Below are 21,479 nucleotides of genomic sequence, written 5' to 3' on the forward strand. Positions count from 1 at the left end.
CCGGGGTCGGGCAGCGGCGGCATCGGCCGGGTGACCGGCGTGGTGCCGGTGACCCGCAACTGCGTACCGTGGCTGGCACTCGTACGCGGCGAACTTGGTCAGCCTCAGCCGCTCGCCCGGGTAAACCGGTCTCCCGGCGCAGGACGCCCGCGCGCAGATCGAGCGCCTGCTCGTAGCTGCGCAGCGCCCCGGTCCGGACGTCCAGCGGCTCGTCGTGGACCCAGAGCCGGATCAGCGCCGCGTTCGGCGCGCTGACGACGGTGTCGCTGGCCTGCCGATAGGCGTACCCCTCCTCGGGGTAGCTCAGCTCGCACCGCTCGTGGAACCCATTGACGTGACTGCCCGCTTCCCGCACGGCGCCCTCATCGACGTCCCTGATCAGACAAGCAGAGCCCGACTGTGTGATCACTGGACGAAGGTCGGGAGGCGGCCCCGACCTTCGACTCCTGCGATACCCAGTGCCGCTTTCTACGCTTTCTCCCAGATGAATGGGGTATGAACATTTGGTGAGGTGATTCATGGTCGACACCGGCAACGTGGACGTTCCGGAGATCAGCGCCGAGTGGTACCGCGACGTGGTCGACGTCGCGGCCGACAGCCCGCAACCGGTGCAGTGGTTCGTCGGGCACGCCACCGAGGGGGTGATCCTGCTGCTCGGCGCGCTGCTGCTGATGGCCGCGCTGAGCCGCCTGTCCGGCTGCCCGCGCGACCGGGCGCTCGCCCTGGTCGCGCCGGTGCCGACCCTCCTGGCGTACGTGGGCAGCGAGTGGATCAAGACGGTGGTGGACGAAGATCGCCCGTGCCGGACAATTGGCTCGGCGATCATCGCGGGTGCCTGCCCACCCCCGGGCGACTGGTCGTTTCCCAGCAACCACGCCACCCTGGCGGGTGCGCTGGCGGTCACCACGCTGCTGCTGTCGACCCGGTTCGGACTGGTCGCGCTGCCGCTGGCCGCGCTGGCCGCCTTCTCACGGGTCTTCGTGGGCGTGCACTACCCGCACGACGTGGCCGCGGGCGTGCTGTTCGGCGCCCTGGTCGCTGTGCTGGCCACCCCGCTGCTGGCCCGCCTGGCAGCCGAGGCGCTACACCGCCGGGCCAACCGCACCCGTCGCCCGGTCCCCGACCTGGCCGGTCCACCCCGCTCCTGACCCCACCCGGCTCAGGCCGCCGCGCTCACACCGCCATTCGCCGCCAAGATCGTGCTCGATCCTGGTTGTAGTGGCCTCGACCGCGAACGAGACGACTACGTCCTGGATCGAGCACGATCTTGCAGCGGGCAGCGGGCAGCGGGCAGCGGGCGGCGGGCTGGCGGGCTGGCGGCTGGGCAGCGGGCCGGGCTGGCGGCGAGCGGGCGGGTGGCCCGGACGACAGGCGGACGCGGCGCGGGCGGGGAGGTCCGGGCGGCGGGCGGGCTGGTGGCCCGGGCGACTGCGGGCGGGCGGGGAGGCCCGGGCGGCGGGTGGTCAGTTGGCTGCCGCGAAGGGCGCCGACGGTGCCGAGCAGCAGGAACGGGCCGAACGGCAGGTGGCTGCTCCAGCGGGCGCGCCGGGCGACCAGCAGTCCCAGGCTGACCAGCGCGGACAGCCCGAACGCGAGTAACAGCCCGAACGCCAGGACCGGCCAGCCGTACCAGCCGAGCAGCGCGCCCACGTTGAGCGCCAGCTTGGCGTCGCCCAGCCCGAAGCCGCGGCGGCCGAGCAGCAGCGTGCTGCCGGCGAAGAGCAGCGCCAGCCCTGCTCTGGCGGTGACGGCGCGCAGCCAGTGCCCTGTTCGGCATCGCCGAGTGCGGCAGCACCGAGCAGCAGCCAGGTCCCGGCTGCCGCCGGCAGGGTGAGCCGGTCCGGCAACCGGTGCACGGCCAGGTCGACGAAGACCGCCGGGACCGTCCAGCCGAGCCACCAGGCCAGTGCCGGCAGCACCCCGACCGGCGGGCCGACCAGCACCAGCAGGACCACTGCGGCGAGCGCGACGAACTCGACCGTGCCGGGCCGCGGGCCGACCCGGGATCGGCAGCGACCGCACCGGCCGGTCGGTCCCAGCGCGGGCCAGGGGCGGTCAGGCGGACCGGCTGGCCGCAGGCGTCGCAGCCGGTCCGGCTGGCGGTGCCCGGGGGTACGGCGTAGCGCAGGGCGGCCAACCGCAGCACCGGGCTGACCGCCATGATCGCCAGCACGCCCGAGAGCGAGATGCGCGGGGTGGCCGCCACGATCCCCGCCGATCGCCGGAGACCCGGGGTATCCGGCGGCGCGGCATTCGCCGGCCGGGAGGCCGGTCCGGCGGGTGCCGTCGGTGTGGTCTCGGTCTGCTCGGCGTTCCCGGCCCTCATCCGAGGGTCGAACCTGACACCACCGCCGCCGGACGGCTGGGGCGCAGGGCTCCGATCGGGTGCGTCGCTGGGCCGCTCGGGCTGGTCGCGCCCGCCGGGACCACCGCCAGCGATGAGGCGGCGCCGGTGTACCGGGTGGCACGCGGCGACTACCTCGGCGAGGTGGCCGAGCGTTACCTGGACGAGTTCGCCGACTACCGACGACTTGCCGAGTTGAACCGGTTGGACGACCCGGACCGGATCCACCCCGGCCAACTCCTCCGGCTGCCCGCCGAGGCCGCAGACCAGGGCGCCCGGCCGCACGCCACCGGCCGACTGGCCGGCAGGCCCGCCGCGCCCAAGCCGCCGCCGCCCCGGTCGGCGCCCGAAGGGACCGCACCGGAGCGGGTGGCCCCGGCATCCCCCAGCGGTACGGAGTCAGCCGGTCAACCGCCCGCCATGACCGTCGGCGCGGCCCGGGCCGGCACCAGTGACCGGGTGAACCGTCCGCTGGCGGTCTCCGCCGTGCTGGCCGTGGCGAGCATCGTCGGTGCCCAGATCGGCGCGGTGCTCGGGCTGCGTCGCCGGCCGGCCACCGCCGGTGCGGCTCCCCGGCTGGCCGCATCCACCCGCACGCCCCGCCGCGGTGCGGGCCGGAGGACCGGCGACAGGACCCCGACCGGCGGCACCCCCACCCGGCAGCTCGGCGACGGCCCGGCCGGGAGCGGCGCCACCTGGCCCCCGTCCGGACGGCACCGGCCATCGAAGCCACGGCACCGACCGCCGGTGGGACGGCACCTGCCGGCGCGCCGGCTTGGGGTGGCGCCGAGGGTTGGGGCAGTGACGAGGGTTGGGGCAGTGACGCAGGCGGTGACCTGCTGGCCGGCGGGCCCGGCCTGGATTCCGTGCCGGACGGAACTTCGGTCGGTCGGCACCGGCGCAGCTGACCAGGTGCCTGCCCGTCCCGACCCAGGTCGCACACGGGCTGACCGCGACGTGCGCGCCGCCGCCGCTGCCGTGCCTTCCCCAGCCCGCACCGGAATCAGCGGCTCGGCGGTAGGCCGCGCTCAATCGCCCACCCATCCGGCGGCCGGTGCCGTCGGTGGCGCGCCGCGCTCAACAACGCCCACCCACCCCACAGCACGTGGCGTCAGTGGCCGGCCTCGCTTGAAGCGCCGCGGGCCTGGCGACGCGGAGCGTCGGTGGTGGGGCGCGCTCAAGCCAGGGCGACCGGGCGGACAGCCGTTCAGGGCAGGCGGGTCTGCAACACGCCGTTCTGGATCCGGGTGGGCAGGATCTGCTGGTCGCTGCCGGACGGCCCCTGCACGACCTCGCCGCCGTTGAGCCGGAACGCGCTGCCGTGCCACGGGCAGACCACGCAGGCGTGGCCGTCGATCTCCTGCACGTCGCCCTCGCCGAGTGGCCCGCTCTGGTGCGGGCAGCGCTCCAGCATCACGGTGACCCCCTCACCGTGCCGGTAGAGGATCACCGAGACGTCGTCCACCTCCCGGGTGACCAGCGTGCGTTGCGGCAGCGCCGCCATCTCGGTCAGCGAATGCCAGCCTTCGCTCATCCGGTGCAGCTCGGAGATGCTCTGATTGACCTGCGCCCCCTGCTTGTACGCCAGGTGACCGCCGACGTACGCGCCCAGGCTCACGGCGGAGAGCCCGAGATAGCCGAGGGCACGGCCGACGCCGTGTCGGCCGGCGAGCCGCGCGGCCAGCGAGCCGGCGTAGAGCGTCACGCCGACGGTGTTCGCCGCGGCGTGCACCAGGCCGACCCGGCGCTGGTCCCGGGAGAGCGCCGCCCAGTCGTTCAGCCCGGCGACCGCCGCCGGCAACGCGCTGACGGTGCCCAGGCCGACGAGCATGGTGGCAGGCCGGCGCTGCCCGGGCATCAGGTCCAGCACCGCGGCGCTCGTCCAGGAACCCAGCGGCACCTGCACCATCGCCGGATGCAGCGGGTGCCCCAGCGTCACCCCGTGCAGCAGGTCCCGCAGCCGCCGCGGACGCAGCGTGCCGAGGACCACCCGCTGCAGGCGGTCACCTGCCCGGTCCAGCCGGGATGCCTGCTCAATTTTCGTCAATAGCGCTCGCACCCGTACCGACTTCCCGGCGAACGCGGTCGCAAACCGGTCGACGGTGACTAAACCTGTAGCGAAACGTGCAAGATCGACGAGGATTGTCCCGGCGGAGCGCGGCGGGCATGCTGGGCCGATGGGTGTACGGGTGGAGCGCGCCGGGCCGGTGACCACGGTGGTGCTGGATCGGCCGGCGGCCAGGAACGCGGTCGACGGGCCGACCGCTCGGGCGTTGGCCGACGCCTTTCGGGCCTTCGACGCCGACCCGGACGCGGCGGTGGCCGTGCTCTGGGGAGCCGGCGGCACGTTCTGCGCCGGTGCCGACCTCAAGGCGATCGGCACGCCGAGCGGCAACCGGGTCGAGTCGGAGGGGGACGGCCCAATGGGTCCGACCCGGATGACGTTGGGCAAGCCGGTGATCGCGGCGATCTCCGGGTACGCGGTGGCCGGCGGGCTGGAGTTGGCGCTCTGGTGCGACCTGCGGGTCGCCGAGTCCGACGCGACGCTCGGGGTGTTCTGCCGCCGCTGGGGGGTGCCGCTGATCGACGGTGGCACGGTCCGGCTGCCCCGACTGATCGGTGAGAGCCGCGCACTCGACCTGATCCTCACCGGCCGGCCGGTGCCGGCGGATGAGGCGTACACGATGGGGTTGGTCAACCGGCTGGTGCCGCCCGGCCAGGCGCGGGCCGCGGCCGAGGAACTGGCGGCGGAGATCGCCCGGCACCCACAGACCTGCCTGCGCAACGACCGGGCGGCGATGCTGGCCGGCGCTGGTCGGCCCGAGCCGGAGGCCCTGGCGACCGAGTTGGCGTACGGGATGGACTCGCTGGCCGCCGACGCGGCCGCCGGTGCGGCTCGGTTCGCTGGCGGCGAGGGCCGGCACGGCGCGATGCCGCCGGGAGGGGTGAGCTTCCCGGCGGCATCGGCTACCGGCGAGATCAGTTGCGGTTGATGGTGAAGGTCGACGTGGTGTTGCGGATGTCCTGGTAGTTGTTGGTCAGTCGCAGGTTGTTGAAGGTGACCGAGCCGACCGCCGGGCCCTGACCGGGTTCCGGCATCTCGTTGGCCCAGATCGCGTAGCCCGACTTCGCGTCGAACGCGTCACCGCTCTTGCGGACGCCGCTGATCGAGACATTGGTGAAGACCGTGTCCGTGATCGGGTTCTCCGGCTGCGACCCGTTGTACTTGGTCTGGAACATGATCCCGGTGTACGTCGGATCGACGATGTCCACGTCGGACACCCGGATACCGCGGAACTCCTTCGAGGCGGAGAAGACCCAGATCGCGGGGAACGTCTGCGATCCCCAGAAGTGCCCGCCGGCCCGGATCAGCGAGATGTTCTGGAACTGGGTCGGCGGGCTGGCCCCGAACCCGATGAACGGGTAGCCGAAGTCCAGCGAGCTGATGGTGACCCCCGAGTACGTCAACATGTCCGCGATGTACAGGTTGCGGAAGATGTTGTTGTAGCCGCCGTAGACCGCCAGCCCGGCCGCCCGCCAGGTCAGCGTGGCCGAGAGGTTCTCGAACACGTTGCCGTTGTTGGAGGTCGACGCACCCTGGTCGGTGGCCGAGAAGAGGGCAAAGGCGTCATCGCCGTTGGACCGCCCCTCGGTGTTGGTGATCAGGTTGTTGGTGCTGCCGTTGGTCAGGTTCACACCATCGGCGAAGGTGTTGCGGAAGCGGCTGTTGCGGATGGTCAGCCCGCTGACGCTCACCCCCCAGTACGCACAGACGGTGTGCTCGACCCAGACGCTGTCCAGGGTCATGTTGTCGACGTCCTTCAGCTCACCCCAGACCTTGCCCGGCCCGTCGATGCGGTTGGTGTAGTTGCCGAAGAAGGCCAGGTGCGAGAAGGACGACCCGCTGGCCGAGGACTCCACCCGGAAGCCCGCGTCGGTGTTCTGCTGGCCGGTCGGCGTCTGGAAGCGGGTGTACCACATGCCCGCGCCGACCACCGTGATCGGCTTGCCGTACACCTGGAGCTTCTGCGCGGTCTCGTAGGTGCCGGCCGGCAGGTAGACGCCGATCAGGTTTCCGGTGGTGTCCATCCGGACCGCGTCCAGCGCGTTCTGGACGTCCTGTTGGCTGAAGCCGGTCGGCACCCGGTACCGGGCCGGGTCCGGGTTGGCTCGGGGTGCGACCAGCTCCAGGTTGATGAAGTCGATCGCGTACGTGGTGGTGTTGGCCGGGTCCTTCTGCAACCGGATCCTGCTGCCGGCCGGGATGGTCGAGTTCAACATGACGTTCGCTTCGTCGTACAGGTGCCGGGGCGGTCCGGCGCTCGGCGAGTCACTCGGGCTGGCCTCCGCACCGTAGAGCCAGATGTGCTTGGAGGTCAGGTTGATCGGCTTGTGCAGGGTGCCGTTGACGTAGATGTTCAGCGTCGAGTCGATGCCTCCGCCGCCGGCCGAGTCCGGGATCGAGAAGCGCGTGACCAGGGTGTTGGTCGCCGCCCGGGTGGTCCACTCCACGTACGAGCCGGTGCTGTTCAGGGTCACCGCCCGCCGTCCGGACGCTTCACCGCCGAGGTTGCCGATGTCCCGGTTCGGCCCGACCTGCCCGGCCCCGCCGCCGGTCGTGCCGTCCTCGGCCTCGTACATGTCGTAGCCGAGGTTGGCGCCGCGCCCCACGAAGAGCGGGCGGTCACTGGTGTTGTTGGTCTGCTTGACCGGCAGTTCGTTGCCGTCGACGGCGAGCACCACCCGGACGGTGTACTTCCCGTTCGCGGCGGTCCAGGTGCCCAGGTTGATCGGGCCGACCGTCGCGCCGGCGTTGATCACGCCGGAGTGGGAGCCGGTCAGGGTACGGACCACGGTGCCGGATTCGTTGAGCACGGTCAGGGTGATGCCGTGCGCACCGGACGCCGAGGCGACGTTGCCGGCGTTGCGGATCGATACGGAGAAGGTCACCGTGCTGCCGGGCGGCGGGTTACCCGGCGACCAGTCGACCGCGGAGGCGACCAGGTCGGAGCTGGCGACCGCGCCGACAACCAGCGGGCTGGGGTTGGCGTAGCTGTTGTTGGTGTCGTCCTGCTCGACGACGGTGTTCGACTCGTCGACCTTCGCGCTGAGCGGGTAGCTGCCCGAGTCACGCGTGCCGATGTTGGCGTTGACGGTGGTCGAGGCGCCGGCCGCGAGGCCGCCGACCGACGCGGTGCCGACCCGGGTGGAGCCCAGGTAGAAGTTGACGTTGGTCGCACCGGAGGCCGCCGAGCCGGCGTTACGCACGGTCGCCGAGAGCGTGATGGTGCTCGTCTCGACCGGCGCGGACGGGCTGAACGACATGCCGGTGACGGTCAGGTCTGGGTTCGGCGCCGGGGTGCCGAAGACCTGGAACTCGGCCACCTGCCCGGCGGGGGCGCCGGTGTTCGAGGCGATCGAGAGCCGTACGTCGGCCGCCGCACCGGAGACCGGGATGGTCACCGTGTTGCCGCTGGCCGGGTTGAAGCTGTAGTTCGCGGCACCAACCAGGGTGGTGAAGGTCGAGGAGCCCTGGTCCCGGCCGAGCACGGTGATGTTCTGGGTACGCGCACCCCAGGCCGAGTCCGGGTTCAGCTTCAGCACGATCTGGCTGAGGCTGGCGTTCGCGCCCAGCTGCACGGTCAGCGTGCTCGGGTTGCCGTTGCCCTCCCAGTAGGTGGCCACGTTGTTGTCGTTGGCGTTGGTGGCCACGAACGTGTGCACGTACCCGGAGGCGGTGATCGGCTTGCCGATCGCCAGGTTGGTGCCGGTCGGCGGGTTGCCGGTGCCGGTCCGGGTCACGGTGTTGCTGTTCGCCGACTGGTTGCCGGCCGCGTCCTTGGCTTGGACGTAGTACGCGACGGTGGCGCTGTCCGGCTGGCTGTCGGTGTACGTCAGCGTCGAGCCGTTGACGCTGCCGCGCAGTCCGCCGTTGGCGTAGACGTCGTACCCGGTCACGCCGACGTTGTCGGTGGACGCGGACCAGGTGAGGCGGATCTGCCCGCTGGCGGGCTGGGTGTACGCCAGGTTGCCGGGGACGCTGGGGGCCTGGGTGTCGGGGCTGCCGACGGCGCCGTAGACCTCGACCTCGGACAACTGGGCGGCCGGCCAGCCGGTGTTGCCGGTGACCTGCACCCGCACGTAGCGGGTGCTGGCCGCGGTGAAGCTGACGGTGGCGGTGTTGCCGGTGGCCGGGTTGAAGGTGTAGCCGGCGGACGCCTTCAGGGTGGTGAACGACGAGCCGTTGGTGGAGCCGAGCACGGACAGCGTCTGGGTGCGGGTCTGCCAGGCCGACGGTGGCGGCAGCTTGAGCACCACCCGGTCCACGCTGACCGTGGCGCCCAGGTCGGCCTGGATCCACTGCGGGAACGCGTTGTTGGCGCTCTCCCAGTAGGTGTCGGCGTTGCCGTCGTTGGCGTTGCTCGCCACGTAGTTCTGGTTGTGGCTGCTGGCGGTCATGGTGGCGGAGAGCCCGGCGAGCAGGGCGGCGCGGGCGGCAGCCGCGGAGGGGTCCGCCGCCGGTGCGGCGGTCGCGGGGGTCACGGCCGGCACGGCGGTCAGGAGCAGCCCGGCGAGTACGCCGGCGAGCAGCCGCCGGTGGCCGGTACGGGTGGTTCGGCGAGTGGGATCGGGCGCGGCGGTCGGCGGGGTGCCTCGTCTGGTACCGAATCTGGACATGGCGTCGCTACACCTCTTTCGGGGGTGGGGTGTGGGTGCGTTGCCCGGCGACGGGTGCAGGGGTACGCCCGTCGTACCGCGACAGGTGGGGGACGGTGCGGTGGACAAGACGGGGGATCAGACCGGCCCGGGGCTGCGCTGCGCCGGGCCGCCCGACCGGGTGGCCCCGCCCCGGGCGGGCGGGGGCTGCCCGGCCTAGCTGGAATAGACCTCGAGCTCGCTGAGCTGACCGGCGGGCCAGCCGCTGTTGCCGGTGATGGTCAGCCGCAGGTACCGCTGGCTGGTCGCCGCGAACGTCACGGTGGCGGTGTTGCCGGTGGCCGGATTGAAGGTGTAGCCGGCGGACGCCTTCAGGGTGGTGAACGACGACCCGTTGGTGGAGCCGAGCACCGACAGCGTCTGGGTACGGGTCTGCCAGGCCGACGGCGGCGGCAGCTTCAGCACGACCCGGGAAACCGTCCGGTTGGCGCCCAGGTCCACGGTCAGCGACTGCGGGAACGCGTTGTTGGCGCTCTCCCAGTAGGTGCTGGGGTTGCCGTCCACCACGTTCGGCGCGACGTACACGTCGGAGTGGCTGGTCTCGGTGACCGGCCGCCCGGCCGCCAGGTTGCCGGTGGGCGGTGGCGTGGTCGGGGGCGGGGTGGTGGGCGGTGGTGTGGTGGGCGGCGGGGTGGTGGGCGTGCCGCCGTACACCTCGACCTCGGAGAGCTGGGCGGCCGGCCAGCCGGTGTTGCCGGTGACGGTGACGCGGATGAAGCGACGGTCACCGGCGGGCAGGCCGATCGAGACGGTGTTGCCCGCGCCGGGGTCGAAGACCCGACCGGCGGACGCCGCCAGGGTGGCGTACGACGACCCGTCGGTGGAGCCGAGCACCGACAGGGTCTCGGTACGCCGCTCCCAGCCGGCGGGCAGCTTGAGCACCACCCGGTCGACCGACCGGGCCGAGCCCAGGTCGACGGTCACCGTCTGCGGGAAGGCGTTGTTGGCGCTCTCCCAATAGGTGGCCGCGTTGCCGTCCACCGCGTTGGCCGCGCTGTAGCTCTGGTTGGTGCTGGTGGCGGTCGCCGGCCGGTTCAGCGCCAGGTTCCCCCCGGTCGGGGGCGGGGTGGTGGGTGGCGGGGTGGTCGGCGGCGGAGTGGTCGGGGGCGGGGTGGTGGGTCCGCCGCCCCACTGTGGGTCCGGCCACGGGCCGCAGTACGGGGTCGGGGTGTACCAGCCGGAGTTGCCGGCGCCCTGGGTGATCTGGAAGCCGCCGCCCACGCAGTTGTGGATCGGGTTGCTCTGCGCGATGCCGGTGGCCCGCACGTTGGTGAACGACACCTGACTGGGCGCCTGCACCTGGAGCGCGTACGTGCCGGCGCCGTCGATCCGCACGTTGTTCAGGTTGATCCCGCTGGTCTGGCCCTCGATCCAGTGCAGGGCGGCGTACGAGCTGTCCAGGATGTCGGTGTCGGTGATGTTGATGGTGGGCTGCTGGAACGCCTCGTTGAGCGCGGAGAACCAGATCGCCCCGACGCCGAAGTTCCAGTTGTAGTCCGAGTTGCCGTTGCGGATCAACGTGTTCCGGGCGATCGTCCAGGTGCCCTGGACGCCGGTGGCGCCCTGCACGCCGGGGTAGCGGTTGGCGACGTGGATGCCACCGCCGTTGGTCAGCGAGTCGGCCGTCACGTTGTCGGTGATCTTGATGTCCCGGCCGCCGTAGCTGACCAGGTGGTTCGCCAGCAGGGTCACGCCGATGGTGTTGTGCGTGAAGGAGTTGTTGACGTTCGCCACGTTCTGCGCCCACATCGCCAGCGCGTCGTCGCCGGTGTTGCGGACGAAGGTGTTGGTCACCGTCGAGTTGGTCACGCCGGTGTGGAAGTTCACCCCGTCGGCGGTCTGGTCCAGGATCCGGCTGTTGCGGATGGTGAAGTTGTCCATCGGGCCGTCCATCCACGCCCCGACCTTGGTGTTCTCCAGCCAGAGGTTGTCCACCACCGAGTTGGTCATCGCCCCGCCCAGCGCGTTGACCTGGTCGTCGTCCACCCGTTCCCGGATGTCGCCGATGATGGCGAAGTCCCGCAGCGTGACGTTCCGGCTCGGGCCACCGGCCTCGTGCGGGCGGACGCCGCCCGTGTAGCCACCACCGGGCACGTACTTGCCGTAGATGCCGGCGGCCCGCTTACGGTCGGTGGGGTGCCGGCCGCCGAGCACCGAATACCACGGGCCGGCGCCGCGCAGGGTCACCCCGTCGACCACCACGTGGTCCCAGAGGGTGAAGGTGCCGGTCGGGATCCAGACCACCCGGCCCTGGGCCTTACCGGCGTCGACCGCCGCCTGGAACTTCGCGGTCGAGTCGGTCGCACCGCTCGGGTCGGCGCCGAAGTCGGTGACCACGTCGAGCGCACCGGCGGGCTTGTCGATCGGCCCGCCGACCAGCTCGAAGTCGGCCAGGTCGATGGTGAAGGTGGGCGACTGGGCGGTCGAGGAGACCTGCAACCGGACCTTCGTACCGGCCGGGTAGGTGCTGCCGAACATCGCCCGGGTCTCGTCGTAGAAGTGGTGCGGGTTGGTGTCGCCCGGGTTGTTGTTGAACGGGTAGCCGCCGTAGTACCAGCCGTACCTCGAGGTCACCGGGACCGACTTCAGCAGCGTTCCGTTGGCCCGCAGGTCGATGGTGGCGTCCCGGCCCGTGCCGGCCGGGCTGTCGGGCAGGCTGTGCCGGAAGGTGACCGCATTGGCTGGGGCGGTGAGGGTGAACTCGACGTACTCGCCGACGGAGTCGAGGGTGACCGCCTCCCGGCCGGACGCCTCGGACGGCAGCGTGCCGTAGCGCCGGTCCGGACCGATCTTCGTGCCGTTGTGGGCGGCCTTCTCCGCCTCCTGCTCGACGAACGGGACGGTGGCGCCCCGGCCGGGAATGTCGAAGGGGGACAGCCCGGCCGCCGAGGCTGGGGTTGCGGTGCCGGTGACCGCGAGGGCGGTCACCGAGGTCGCGACGAGCAGGGTGGCGGCGATGGCGGCCAACCCTGCCCGGGTCGGGTGTCGGAGGTGGTGCGCGGTGCCGGTGGTGTGGTTGGCCATGAGCTGCGCTCTCCCTTTCGTCAGGCAGGCCAGATCCCCCCGTATCCGTGCGGCGTGGCGGGTCCCCCCTCTTTCCTCCTTCCTCCGACGGCCCATGCTGGGCCGGGGTGGGTGCTCGGTGCCGGCGACCGGGACGGGCCGCCGGCACCACGGCGATCAGGTCAGGCCAGGCCGGGCCCCTCCGCCGGCTCTGGGGTACGCAGCCAGACGGCGGTGTCCGGTGGCAGCAGACCGTCATCGAGCGGCCCGCTGGCCAGCAGCAACTCCCCCTCGGCGGGCAGCGGGACCGACGAGTCGGCGAGGTTGACGAGGCAGCGGAACCCACCGCCGCGGCTGAAGGCGAGCACCCCGTCCGGGGCGGGCAGCCAGCTCAGGTTGCCGTCGCCGAGCGCCGGTTCGGCCCGCCGGATCGCGATCGCCGCCCGGTACAGCTCCAGCATCGAGGCCGCGTCGCCGGTCTGCGCCCGGGCCGTCCGGTCCTTCCAGTCGGCCGGCTGGGGCAGCCAGGGCGCTGCGGCGCCGGCGGGGCTGAACCCGAACGGCGGCTCGTCACCGGCCCAGGGCAGCGGCACCCGGCAGCCGTCGCGACCGGGGTCGACCCGGCCGGAGCGTTCCCACATCGGGTCTTGGCGCAGCGCGAACGGAATGTCCTCGACCTCGTAGAGGCCCAGCTCCTCGCCCTGGTAGACGTAGGCGGCGCCGGGCAGTGACAGCGAGAGCAGCGCGGCAGCCCGGGCCCGGCGGGTGCCCAGCTCCAGGTCGGTGGGGGTCCCCTCGCGCTTGGCGGCGAAGCTGAACGTGGTGTCCGCGCGGCCGTAGCGGGTGACGTGCCGGGTGACGTCGTGGTTGGAGAGCACCCAGGTGGCCGGCGCGCCGACCGGCGCGTGCGCGCTCAGCGTCCCGTCGATGCTCTCCCGCAGGGCGGAGGCGTCCCAGGCGCAGCCGAGGAAGTCGAAGTTGAACGCCGCGTGCAGTTCGTCCGGGCGCAGGTAGTTGGCGAACCGCTGCCGGTCCGGCATCCACACCTCGCCGATCAGTGCCCGGTCGCCGGGGTACTCGTCGGCGACCCGCCGCCACACACGGTAGATGTCGTGCACCCCGTCGAGGTCGCGGAACGGGTGCGGCCGGCCCGGCACGGTCTCGGGCAGCGTCCCGTCCTTGACCAGCAGCCCGGCCGAGTCGATCCGGATGCCGTCCACCCCACGGTCGAACCAGAACCGCAGAATGTCCTCGAACTCGGCCCGCACCGTGGGGTGGTCCCAGTTGAAGTCCGGCTGTTCGGGGGCGAACAGGTGCAGGTACCAGTCGCCGGGCGTGCCGTTCGGGTTGGTGGTCCGGGTCCAGGTCTCGCCGCCGAACTCGCCGACCCAGTCGGTGGGCCGCTGGTCGCCGTTCGGGCCCCGGCCGGGCCGGAACCAGAACAGGTCCCGCTCGGGCGCGCCGGGCCCGCCGGCGAGTGCCGCCTGGAACCAGGGGTGCGCGTCGGAGCAGTGGTTCGGCACCACGTCGACGATGGTCCGGATGCCGAGCACGTGTGCCTCCGCGATCAACGCCTCCGCCTCGGCGAGGGTGCCGAAGACCGGGTCGATGTCGCGGTAGTCGGACACGTCGTAGCCAGCGTCGGCCATCGGCGAGGGGTACCAGGGGCTGAACCAGATCGCGTCGACGCCGAGCGCGGACAGGTGATTCAGCCGGGACCGGATGCCGGCGATGTCGCCGATGCCGTCGCCATTGCCGTCGGCGAAGCTACGTGGGTACACCTGGTAGATCACCGCTCCACGCCACCACGGACCGCTGTCTGCTGTGGACACGAGCACCTGCTTTCTGCGTCAGTACGTCGGCGGGTTCGCCGGACCTAGATATGTGTCGGGCGAACAGTCGTTGTTCGCCGCGGGAGGTTACGCTGCCGGCTATCCCTTGAGGCTGCCCGAGGTCAGACCGGACATGATGTTCCGCTGGAAGATCAGGAAGATGATGACGGTCGGGATCGCGGCGATGACCGACGCGGCGATCACCACGTTCATGGGCGTACCACCCGAGAAGGCGTAGATGCCGACGCTGACCGTCCGGGTCTCGGGCGACGGCATGACCAGCTTCGGCCAGAGGAAGTCCTTCCAGACCGCCGTCACGGCGAAGATCGAGACGACGCCGAGGATGGGTCGCGACAGCGGCAGGATGATCGACCACAGCGTGCGCAGTGACGTCGCCCCGTCCATCAGGGCTGCGGCCATCAACTCCTCGGGAATCGAGTCGAAGAACCGTTTCAGCAGGAAGATGTTGAACGCGTTCGCGACCAGCGGCAGCCAGATCGCAAACGGTGAGTCGAGCAGGTTGATGTGCAGGATCGGCAGGTCGATCACGGTCACGTACTGCGGGACGATGAGGACCATCGCCGGAATCATCAGCGTGCCCAGCATCAGGGCGAGGATCACGTTGCCGAACATCGGTCGAAGCTTGGACAGCGAGTACGCGGCAGCGGTGTCGAAGACGAGTTGGAACAGCACCGCGCCCGTCGCGTAGTAGAACGTGTTGAACAGCAGTTTGGCGAGGTCCAGGTTGTTCCACGCATCGATGTAGTTCTGCGGCTCGGGATCCTGCGGGAACAGCGAGGGTGGGGTCTGCGCGATCTCCTGGCCGGACTTGAGCGCGCCGGTGACCATCCAGTAGAGCGGCCCGAGGAAGACGAGGGTGAAGCCCGCGACGACGACGGCGAGCAGCGTCCAGTAGATGACCTTGCCGCGCCCGCGGCTGAGCTGGGCGTGCGAGATAAGGGTCCGGGTCCCGGAGTCCTGTGCCATTCCTCGTCCCGTCCTAGTCCTGTTTCGCGCTCAGCCGCAGGTAGGCGGCGGAGAAGCCGGCCAGCACCACGAGCATGATCACGCCGAGCGCCGCAGCGCCGTTGAGGTCGTTCTGGAAGAATCCGTGCTGGTAGATGAGGTACGCCACCGAGGTCGCGGAGTCCTCCGCGCCCGCACCGTTGGCGAGGATCAGCGGTTCGATGAAGAGCTGCATCGTGGCGACGATCTGCAGCATCGCCAGGAGCGCGAGGATCAGCCGGGTCTGCGGGATCGTCACGTTGACGATCCGCCGCCAGATGCCGGCACCGTCGAGCTCGGCCGCCTCGTAGAGCTCGCCGGGGATGTTCTGCAGCGCCGCCAGGTAGATGAGCACGGCGCCGCCCATGTTCATCCAGGTCGACGCGATCACCATCGCCGGCATCGTCATCTCGGGGGACTGCATCCACTGCGAGGTGGGCAGGTGCAGTGCCTTGAGGATGGCGTTGAAGAGGCCCGCCTCGCTGGGGTCGTACGCGTAGAACTTGAAGAGGAAGAGCGCCGAGGCTGGTGGCAGCATCACCGGCAGGTAGACCAGGATTCGCAGGTACCCCTTGGCGTGCCGGAACTCGTTGAGCAGGATCGCCACGAAGAACGGCACCGCGTACCCGAGCACGAGTGCGAGCACCGTGAAGTAGAGCGTGTTCTGCCAGGCGGGCCAGAAGCTGGGGTCGGCGATGATGCGGGAGTAGTTGTCCCAGCCCACCCAGGTGGTCTCGCCCCGCCGGGTGCGCTGGAAGCTCATCACGATGCCGCGGATCATCGGATACCAGGAGAAGACAACGAAGCAGAGCACCGCCCCGATCAGGAACGCGTGACCGGTGAGGTTGTCCCGTACCTTGCGGCCGAGGCTCGTACGCTGCGGCCCCGGGTACGAGGACGTGGGGCGCCCCGGTTTTCTGGCGGCCGGGACGGTGGTGATCGCCAAGGCAACTCCTGGGTGATTCAGTGACCGGACGATGCGGCGCGAATGGTGTGGGGGCCGGCGCACCGGCCCCCACAGCATCGGATCAGCTCTCGGCAGCGAGGAGCTGGTTGACCTTCTCTTCGGCCGTCTTGAGCAGCGCGTCGATGTTCGCGTTCGGGTTCGTCAGCACACCGGACATCGCGGCGTCGAGCACCGCGTAGACCGCCTGCGCGTTGCGCGGCTCACCCTTGATCGTTACCGGGGTCGCCTCGAAGAGCGCGAAGTTCGCGGTGTCGACGTTCGCGTTCGCCTTACGCAGCTCGAGCTCCTGCTTCTGCGCCGCACTGCCGTTGGCGAAGAGCAGCGGCTGGGGCAGACCGACCGGGTAGTTCTGCGGCTTGGCCCGGACGTAGTCGAACTGACCCTTGCCCGGCGTCAGCTTCTGGTACGCGATCCACTTCAGACCGGCCTTGACCTGCTCGGGAGAGAGGTCCTTCTTGAAGAAGTAGCCCTCGCCACCACCGAGCGTGCCCTTCGCCGCGCCGTCCTGGCCGGGCAGCGGGCTCATCGCCCAGTCCTGGAACTTGCCCTGGAACTGGCTGACGATCGCCTGGGTGGAGTCGGGCGCGCCGATGAACATGCCGACCTTGCCCGCACCCGCGTTGGTCAGCAGGTCGCCCCACTGCAGCAGTTGCCGGGCGCCCATGCTGTTGTCGCCGTACCGCATGTCCTTGAGGTTCTGCAGGACCTGCTTGCCCGCCGCGTTGTTGAAGTCGGCCTTCTTGCCGTCGGGGGTCAGCACCTGGCCGCCCTGCGAGTAGAGCAGGGAGGTGAAGTGCCAGCCGCCGGTGTTGCCGGCGCTGTACTCGGAGTAGCCGGCGATGCCGTTGCCGAGCGCGGAGATCTTCTTGGCGGCGGCCCGGACCTCGGCCCAGGTCTTGGGCGGGTTGTTCACGTCGAGCCCGGCCTGCTGGAACAGGACCTTGTTGTAGACCAGGCCCATCGAGTAGTTCTTCACCGGGACGGCGTAGAGCTTGCCGCCGTCGGTGAAGACCTCCTTGAGCGCCGGGTCGACGCTGTCCCAGGTGGGGATCGTGTCCTTGTTGACGAACGAGGAGATGTCCATCGCCTGACCGGAGTCGAGCACCTGCTGAAGGTCGGTCATGTACCCGTAGAACACGTCGGTCACGGTGCCGCCGGCGAGGCGGGCGGTGAAGTCCGGCGGGTTGTTGCACTGCTCGCCGACGCTCACGCTCTTGACGACGATGTCGGGGTTCTGCCGCTGGAACTCGACGACGTCGTCGTTCCAGTTCTTCAACAGCTCTTTCTGAGCGCCGACCGGCTGGCAGTCCACTGTGATGGTGACCTTGCCGCCTGCGTTGGTGTCCTTGTCGTCGCTCTTCGTGGAGCACGCCGTGAGGCTGAACCCCAGGCCGGCCACGAGCGCTAACGCCGCAGCCTTTCGGTATTGCGGTACGGACATCTGTCCATCCCTTCGGGAACGGGTGTCTCCATGACGTTCGTGATCTGCGGTGATACGACCTGACGCCCAGTAGCTGCGTCGGAGCCAGGTGTGAGTGGAGTCACTGTAACGAGGCCGACTCATTTCGGCAAGGTATCGATGCTGTTGTGAAAGGACACGACTTCCTAACGGCAAATAACGACAAGATCGTGAAACAGGCCCGGGATATTGGCTTTTCAGCCCTTATGGACCGACGGCGGATCAGGCCGGCGTTGCGCGGTTCCGGCAACGACGAAAAGGCCGCCGACCGCGAGAGGCGGTCGACGGCCGAAGCGTCGTTTCAGCGGAACCTACGGAGGCGATCCTCCGGGGCCGGGACGGTCAGTCGGTGTCCAGCTCGCTGGTCAGCGGCCGGGGGCGGGCGCGGTGGAACCACGCACCACCAGCTCGGGCTCGAACAGCAACTCGTCGTGCAGCACGCCGGCCCCCTCGATCTGGGTGACCAGCAGGTCCACCGCGGCCTGCCCCATCGTCTCGATCGGCTGCCGCACGGTGGTCAACGGCGGGTCGGTGCAGGTCATGAACGCGGAGTCGTCGAAGCCCACCACGGACACATCGGTCGGCACCGCACGACCCAGCCGCCGGGCGGCCCGGATGGTGCCCAGGGCCAACACATCGCTGGCGCAGATGATGCCGGTGACGCCCCGCTCGACCAACTTGGTCGCGGCGACCCGCGCCCCTTCCATGGAGAAGCTGGAGCGCTCGACGTACTCCGTGTCGTCGCCCCAGCCCGCGGCCTGGACCATCGCGTCCAGCTTGCGCCGGGACGGCACGTGCCCCTCCGGGCCGAGCACCATCCCGATCCGGTCGTGCCCGAGCGAGCGCAGGTGCCCGTACGCCTGCTCCACCGCCACCGCGTCGTCGGTGGAGACCCGGGGGAAGCCCAACTCGTCCACACCCGCGTTGACCAGCACCACCGGCAGGCCCCGGTCGGTCAGCCGGCGGTAGTGGTCGTGCCGGGCGTCGGCCAGCGCGTACGAGCCACCGGCGAAGATGACCCCGGAGACCCGGTGGTCGAGGAGCATCTCCACGTAATCCATCTCGGAGACGCCACCGATGGTGCGGGCGCAGAGCGCCGGGGTGAACCCACGTTGGGCGAGGGAGCCGGTGACCACCTCGGCGAGCGCCGGGAAGATCGGGTTCTGCAACTCGGGCAGCACCAGCCCGACCAGCCGGGCACGCTCGCCGCGCAGCTTGGTCGGTCGCTCGTAGCCGAGCACGTCCAGCGCGGTCAGCACGGCCGTCCGGGTCGCCTCGGAGACTCCGTCCCGACCGTTGAGCACCCGGCTGACGGTGGCCTCGCTGACGCCCGCCTTCTTGGCAACTTCAGTCAACCGCTTGGTCACGGCCGCAATCGTACGTCATCAGAATGAAAGAAATGAACAGCCACGTGCCGACCGTTTGCTTCATCCTTGCCGTGCGCTGTCCACCGCCGGCCGTCCCGACGACGGTCGACCGGCGCCGTCAGGACAGGTCGCGCAGCGCGTCCTCGATGGCCCGGTGGAAGGTCGGATAGGCGTAGATCATGTGCCGGAGCTGGCTCAGTGGCACCGCCGCGTGCACCGCCACCACCAGCGCGGAGAGCACCTCGCCGCCGGCCGGGCCGACCGACGTCGCGCCGATCAGCACACCCTGGTCGGCGTCCGCGATCAGCTTGATGAACCCCTCGTCGCCGACCCGGTGGATCCAGCCCCGGGTCGAGCTGCCGAGCTTGGTGAAACCGACCTGCACGTTGATGCCGCGCTCCCGGGCCTGCCCCTCGGTCAGCCCGACCGCGCCGACCTCGGGGTCGGTGAAGGTCACCCGGGGCAGCGCGCGGTAGTCGGCGCGCGGGACGCTGCCGGCCGATCCGCTCGACCCGCTGGCCCCCAACGAGCTGGCCGCGCCCATCGCGCCGCCGACCACGCTCGCGGTCCCGCTGGCGTCCGGCCCCGCCTTCGCCTGCCGGGCGTTGGCGAGCACGTCGGCGATCACGATGCCCGCCTGGTACATGGCGATGTGGGTGAAGGCACCTTCGCCGGTCACGTCACCGACCGCCCAGATGCCATCGGAGACGTGCAACCGGTCGTCCACCGGCAGGTAGCGCTGGGTGGCGTCCAGGCCCACCGTGTCCAGCCCCAGCTCGTCGAGGTGGGCCCGCCGCCCGGTCACCACCAGCAGCCGGTCGGCGGTGAACTCCGCCCCACCGGCGCCGTGCAGGGTGAACCGGCTGCCGTCGTGCTCGACCCGCTCGGCGCGTACCCCGGTGTGGATCTCCACGCCGTCGGCGCGCAGCGCCGCGGCGGCCACCTCGGACGCCTCCGGCTCTTCGAGGGCCAGCACCCGGTCCAGCGCCTCCACCACGGTGATCCGGACCCCGAACCGGGCGAAGACCTGGGCCAGCTCCAACCCGATCGCGCCGCCGCCGAGCACCAGCAGCGACTCCGGCAGCTGCTCGACCTCGATCGCCTGGTGGTTGGTCCAGTACGGAGTGTCGGCCAGCCCGGCGATCGGCGGCACCGAGGGCCGGGTGCCGGTGCCCAGGACGATTCCGTGTCGGGCCTGGAACACCTGGTCGCCGACCCGGACCCGACCCGGCCCGTCGAGCCGGCCGCTGCCCCGGACGAACCGGCCGCCCCGATCGGTGAACCGGCGCACCGCGACCGTGTCGTCCCAGGTGTCGGTGGCCTCCTCGCGGATCCGCTTCGCGACCGGCGCCCAGTCCGGCTGGACCTGTGCCGTCCCGGCCAGCCCGTCGACCCGACGCGCCTCGGCGAGCGCGTTGGCCGCCCTGATCATCATCTTGCTCGGAATGCAGCCCCAGTACGGGCACTCCCCGCCGACCAGGTCCCGCTCAATGCCGACGACGCTCAGGCCGGCCTCGGCGAGCCGCCCGGCCACCTCCTCGCCGCCAACGCCGAGCCCGACCACGACCACATCCACCAGCTCCGGCTCCGCCACCTGGACAGCATCCCCCAGCAGCCCCGCATCGACCACCGGGGTCCGGGGAAAAGTCGACGCGCTCCCGGACCGTTCCACCTACGGTGACCGGATGCACGCACGCTTCGCCCCGGTCCGGGACTGCTTCCACGACCTGCTCGCCACCGGCCGGGAGACCGGTGCCAGCCTGACCATCTGGTACGACGGCCACCCGGTGGTCGACCTGATCGGCGGCTCGTGCACCAACGCCGGATCCGGCGCACCGACCAGCGACGGCGCGTGGCGGCCGGACACGCTGGTCAACGTCTACTCGGTCGGCAAGCCGGTGGCGGCACTCTGCCTGCTCATGCTGGTGGACCGGGGTCGGGTCGACCTCGACGCGCCGGTCACCCGGTACTGGCCGGAGTTCCAGACCCCGGCCACCGTGCGGCAGGTGTTGTCGCACACCGCCGGGCTGCCGGCCTTCCCGGTGCCCCGGCCGGCCACCGCGATCGCCGACTGGGCGCTGCTCACCGGTGACCTGGCCGCCGCCGATCCCGAGTGGGCGCCGGGTTCGGTGGCCGGGGAGCACGCCTGGACGTACGGGCATCTGGTGGGCGAGCTGGTCCGCCGGATGGACGGCCGGTCGGTGGGCCGGTTCCTGGCCGAGGAGATCGCCGGCCGGTGGCGGCTCGACCTCGGCTTCGGGCTGTCGGAGGCGGACCAACGGCGCTGCGCAGACCTGCGGTACGGCGACCCGCAGTGGCCGACCCGTGTGCTCGGTGAGCCGGGCTCACTCCGGGCCCGGGCCATGGGCAACCCGGCCGGCGGGCAGGACCTGGCCGTGCTGAACAGCCCGCTCTGGCGGGGCGCCGAGGTGCCGGCGGTCAACCTGCACGCCACCGCGTCCGGCCTGGCCCGGCTCTACGCCGGCCTGTTGGCCGGTGGTGTCCTGGACGGCGTCCGGCTGTTCAGCCAGGAGCTGGTGGCGGAGGCGACCCGGGTCCAGTACGACGGGCCGGATCTGTTGCTGGACCGTCAGACCCGGTGGACGCTGGGCATGCAGTGGGAGCCGGACGGCAGTTGGGGCATGGGCGGCCTCGGCGGCAGCAGCGCGTGGGCCGACCCGGAGCGGGGCTACACCTTCGCGTACGCGACCGGCCGGCTGGCCGAGCACGACCGGGTGGACGAGCTGGTCGAGGCGCTGCACTCGGTGCTCTGATCCGCCGTGGT

The 21,479-nt window shown here is 71.0% G+C and carries 12 protein-coding genes and 3 pseudogenes; 4 read left to right on the forward strand and 11 right to left on the reverse strand.

Annotated features, from left to right (window positions below; genetic code table 11):
- Nucleotides 1-139 precede the first annotated feature (139 nt).
- Nucleotides 140-520, reverse strand: a pseudogene (locus ABZV00_RS01240) (hypothetical protein); the annotation flags it as partial.
- Here ABZV00_RS01240 and ABZV00_RS01245 point away from each other — a divergent pair.
- Complete coding sequence (locus tag ABZV00_RS01245) at nucleotides 519-1,148, forward strand: phosphatase PAP2 family protein (protein WP_355600817.1); 630 nt, start codon at nucleotides 519-521, stop codon at nucleotides 1,146-1,148. The pseudogene ABZV00_RS01240 and the gene ABZV00_RS01245 sit on opposite strands and share 2 nt — an antisense overlap.
- A gap of 334 nt (nucleotides 1,149-1,482) precedes the next feature.
- Here the strand turns inward: ABZV00_RS01245 and ABZV00_RS01250 are convergent.
- Nucleotides 1,483-2,161 (reverse strand): annotated as a pseudogene (locus ABZV00_RS01250) (A24 family peptidase); the annotation flags it as partial.
- 288 nt (nucleotides 2,162-2,449) lie between these two features.
- Between ABZV00_RS01250 and ABZV00_RS01255 the strand changes: the two are divergent.
- Nucleotides 2,450-2,902 (forward strand): annotated as a pseudogene (locus ABZV00_RS01255) (LysM peptidoglycan-binding domain-containing protein); the annotation flags it as partial.
- Nucleotides 2,903-3,551: 649 nt separating this feature from the next.
- Here the strand turns inward: ABZV00_RS01255 and ABZV00_RS01260 are convergent.
- Nucleotides 3,552-4,403 (reverse strand): Rieske 2Fe-2S domain-containing protein, encoded by an 852-nt coding sequence (locus tag ABZV00_RS01260; protein WP_355600819.1) that lies wholly within the window; start codon nucleotides 4,401-4,403, stop codon nucleotides 3,552-3,554.
- 118 nt (nucleotides 4,404-4,521) lie between these two features.
- Here ABZV00_RS01260 and ABZV00_RS01265 point away from each other — a divergent pair, with 118 nt between their 5' ends.
- Nucleotides 4,522-5,337, forward strand: coding sequence for a crotonase/enoyl-CoA hydratase family protein (locus ABZV00_RS01265; protein WP_355600821.1), 816 nt, complete (start codon nucleotides 4,522-4,524; stop codon nucleotides 5,335-5,337).
- Here ABZV00_RS01265 and ABZV00_RS01270 read toward each other — a convergent pair.
- The 8 genes from ABZV00_RS01270 to ABZV00_RS01305 form a co-directional block, all read right to left on the reverse strand.
- Entirely contained in the window at nucleotides 5,324-9,022 is a 3,699-nt protein-coding gene (locus ABZV00_RS01270; protein WP_355600823.1) for a discoidin domain-containing protein, read from the reverse strand. The genes ABZV00_RS01265 and ABZV00_RS01270 overlap by 14 nt on opposite strands.
- A gap of 195 nt (nucleotides 9,023-9,217) precedes the next feature.
- Nucleotides 9,218-12,085 (reverse strand): discoidin domain-containing protein, encoded by a 2,868-nt coding sequence (locus ABZV00_RS01275; RefSeq protein ID WP_355600825.1) that lies wholly within the window; start codon nucleotides 12,083-12,085, stop codon nucleotides 9,218-9,220.
- A gap of 161 nt (nucleotides 12,086-12,246) precedes the next feature.
- Nucleotides 12,247-13,896: a glycoside hydrolase family 13 protein gene (locus ABZV00_RS01280; protein WP_355600827.1), complete on the reverse strand. Its 1,650-nt coding sequence runs from the start codon at nucleotides 13,894-13,896 to the stop codon at nucleotides 12,247-12,249.
- A 99-nt stretch (nucleotides 13,897-13,995) separates the two neighbouring features.
- Nucleotides 13,996-14,883, reverse strand: coding sequence for a carbohydrate ABC transporter permease (locus ABZV00_RS01285; RefSeq protein WP_328422416.1), 888 nt, complete (start codon nucleotides 14,881-14,883; stop codon nucleotides 13,996-13,998).
- Nucleotides 14,884-14,896: 13 nt separating this feature from the next.
- Entirely contained in the window at nucleotides 14,897-15,847 is a 951-nt protein-coding gene (locus ABZV00_RS01290; protein ID WP_355600830.1) for a sugar ABC transporter permease, read from the reverse strand.
- Nucleotides 15,848-15,929: 82 nt separating this feature from the next.
- Nucleotides 15,930-17,309 (reverse strand): extracellular solute-binding protein, encoded by a 1,380-nt coding sequence (locus ABZV00_RS01295; protein WP_355600832.1) that lies wholly within the window; start codon nucleotides 17,307-17,309, stop codon nucleotides 15,930-15,932.
- A 383-nt stretch (nucleotides 17,310-17,692) separates the two neighbouring features.
- Nucleotides 17,693-18,694 (reverse strand): LacI family DNA-binding transcriptional regulator, encoded by a 1,002-nt coding sequence (locus tag ABZV00_RS01300; protein WP_355600834.1) that lies wholly within the window; start codon nucleotides 18,692-18,694, stop codon nucleotides 17,693-17,695.
- 118 nt (nucleotides 18,695-18,812) lie between these two features.
- The gene (locus tag ABZV00_RS01305; protein ID WP_355600836.1) at nucleotides 18,813-20,288 is read right to left on the reverse strand and encodes an FAD-dependent oxidoreductase; all 1,476 of its coding nucleotides are present in this window, start codon (nucleotides 20,286-20,288) and stop codon (nucleotides 18,813-18,815) included.
- Between the two features lie 91 nt (nucleotides 20,289-20,379).
- Here ABZV00_RS01305 and ABZV00_RS01310 point away from each other — a divergent pair, with 91 nt between their 5' ends.
- Nucleotides 20,380-21,468 (forward strand): serine hydrolase domain-containing protein, encoded by a 1,089-nt coding sequence (locus ABZV00_RS01310; RefSeq protein WP_355600838.1) that lies wholly within the window; start codon nucleotides 20,380-20,382, stop codon nucleotides 21,466-21,468.
- The last annotated feature ends 11 nt before the right edge of the window (nucleotides 21,469-21,479 follow it).

The organism is Micromonospora sp. NPDC005173 (assembly GCF_040608515.1).
GTDB lineage: Bacteria > Actinomycetota > Actinomycetes > Mycobacteriales > Micromonosporaceae > Micromonospora.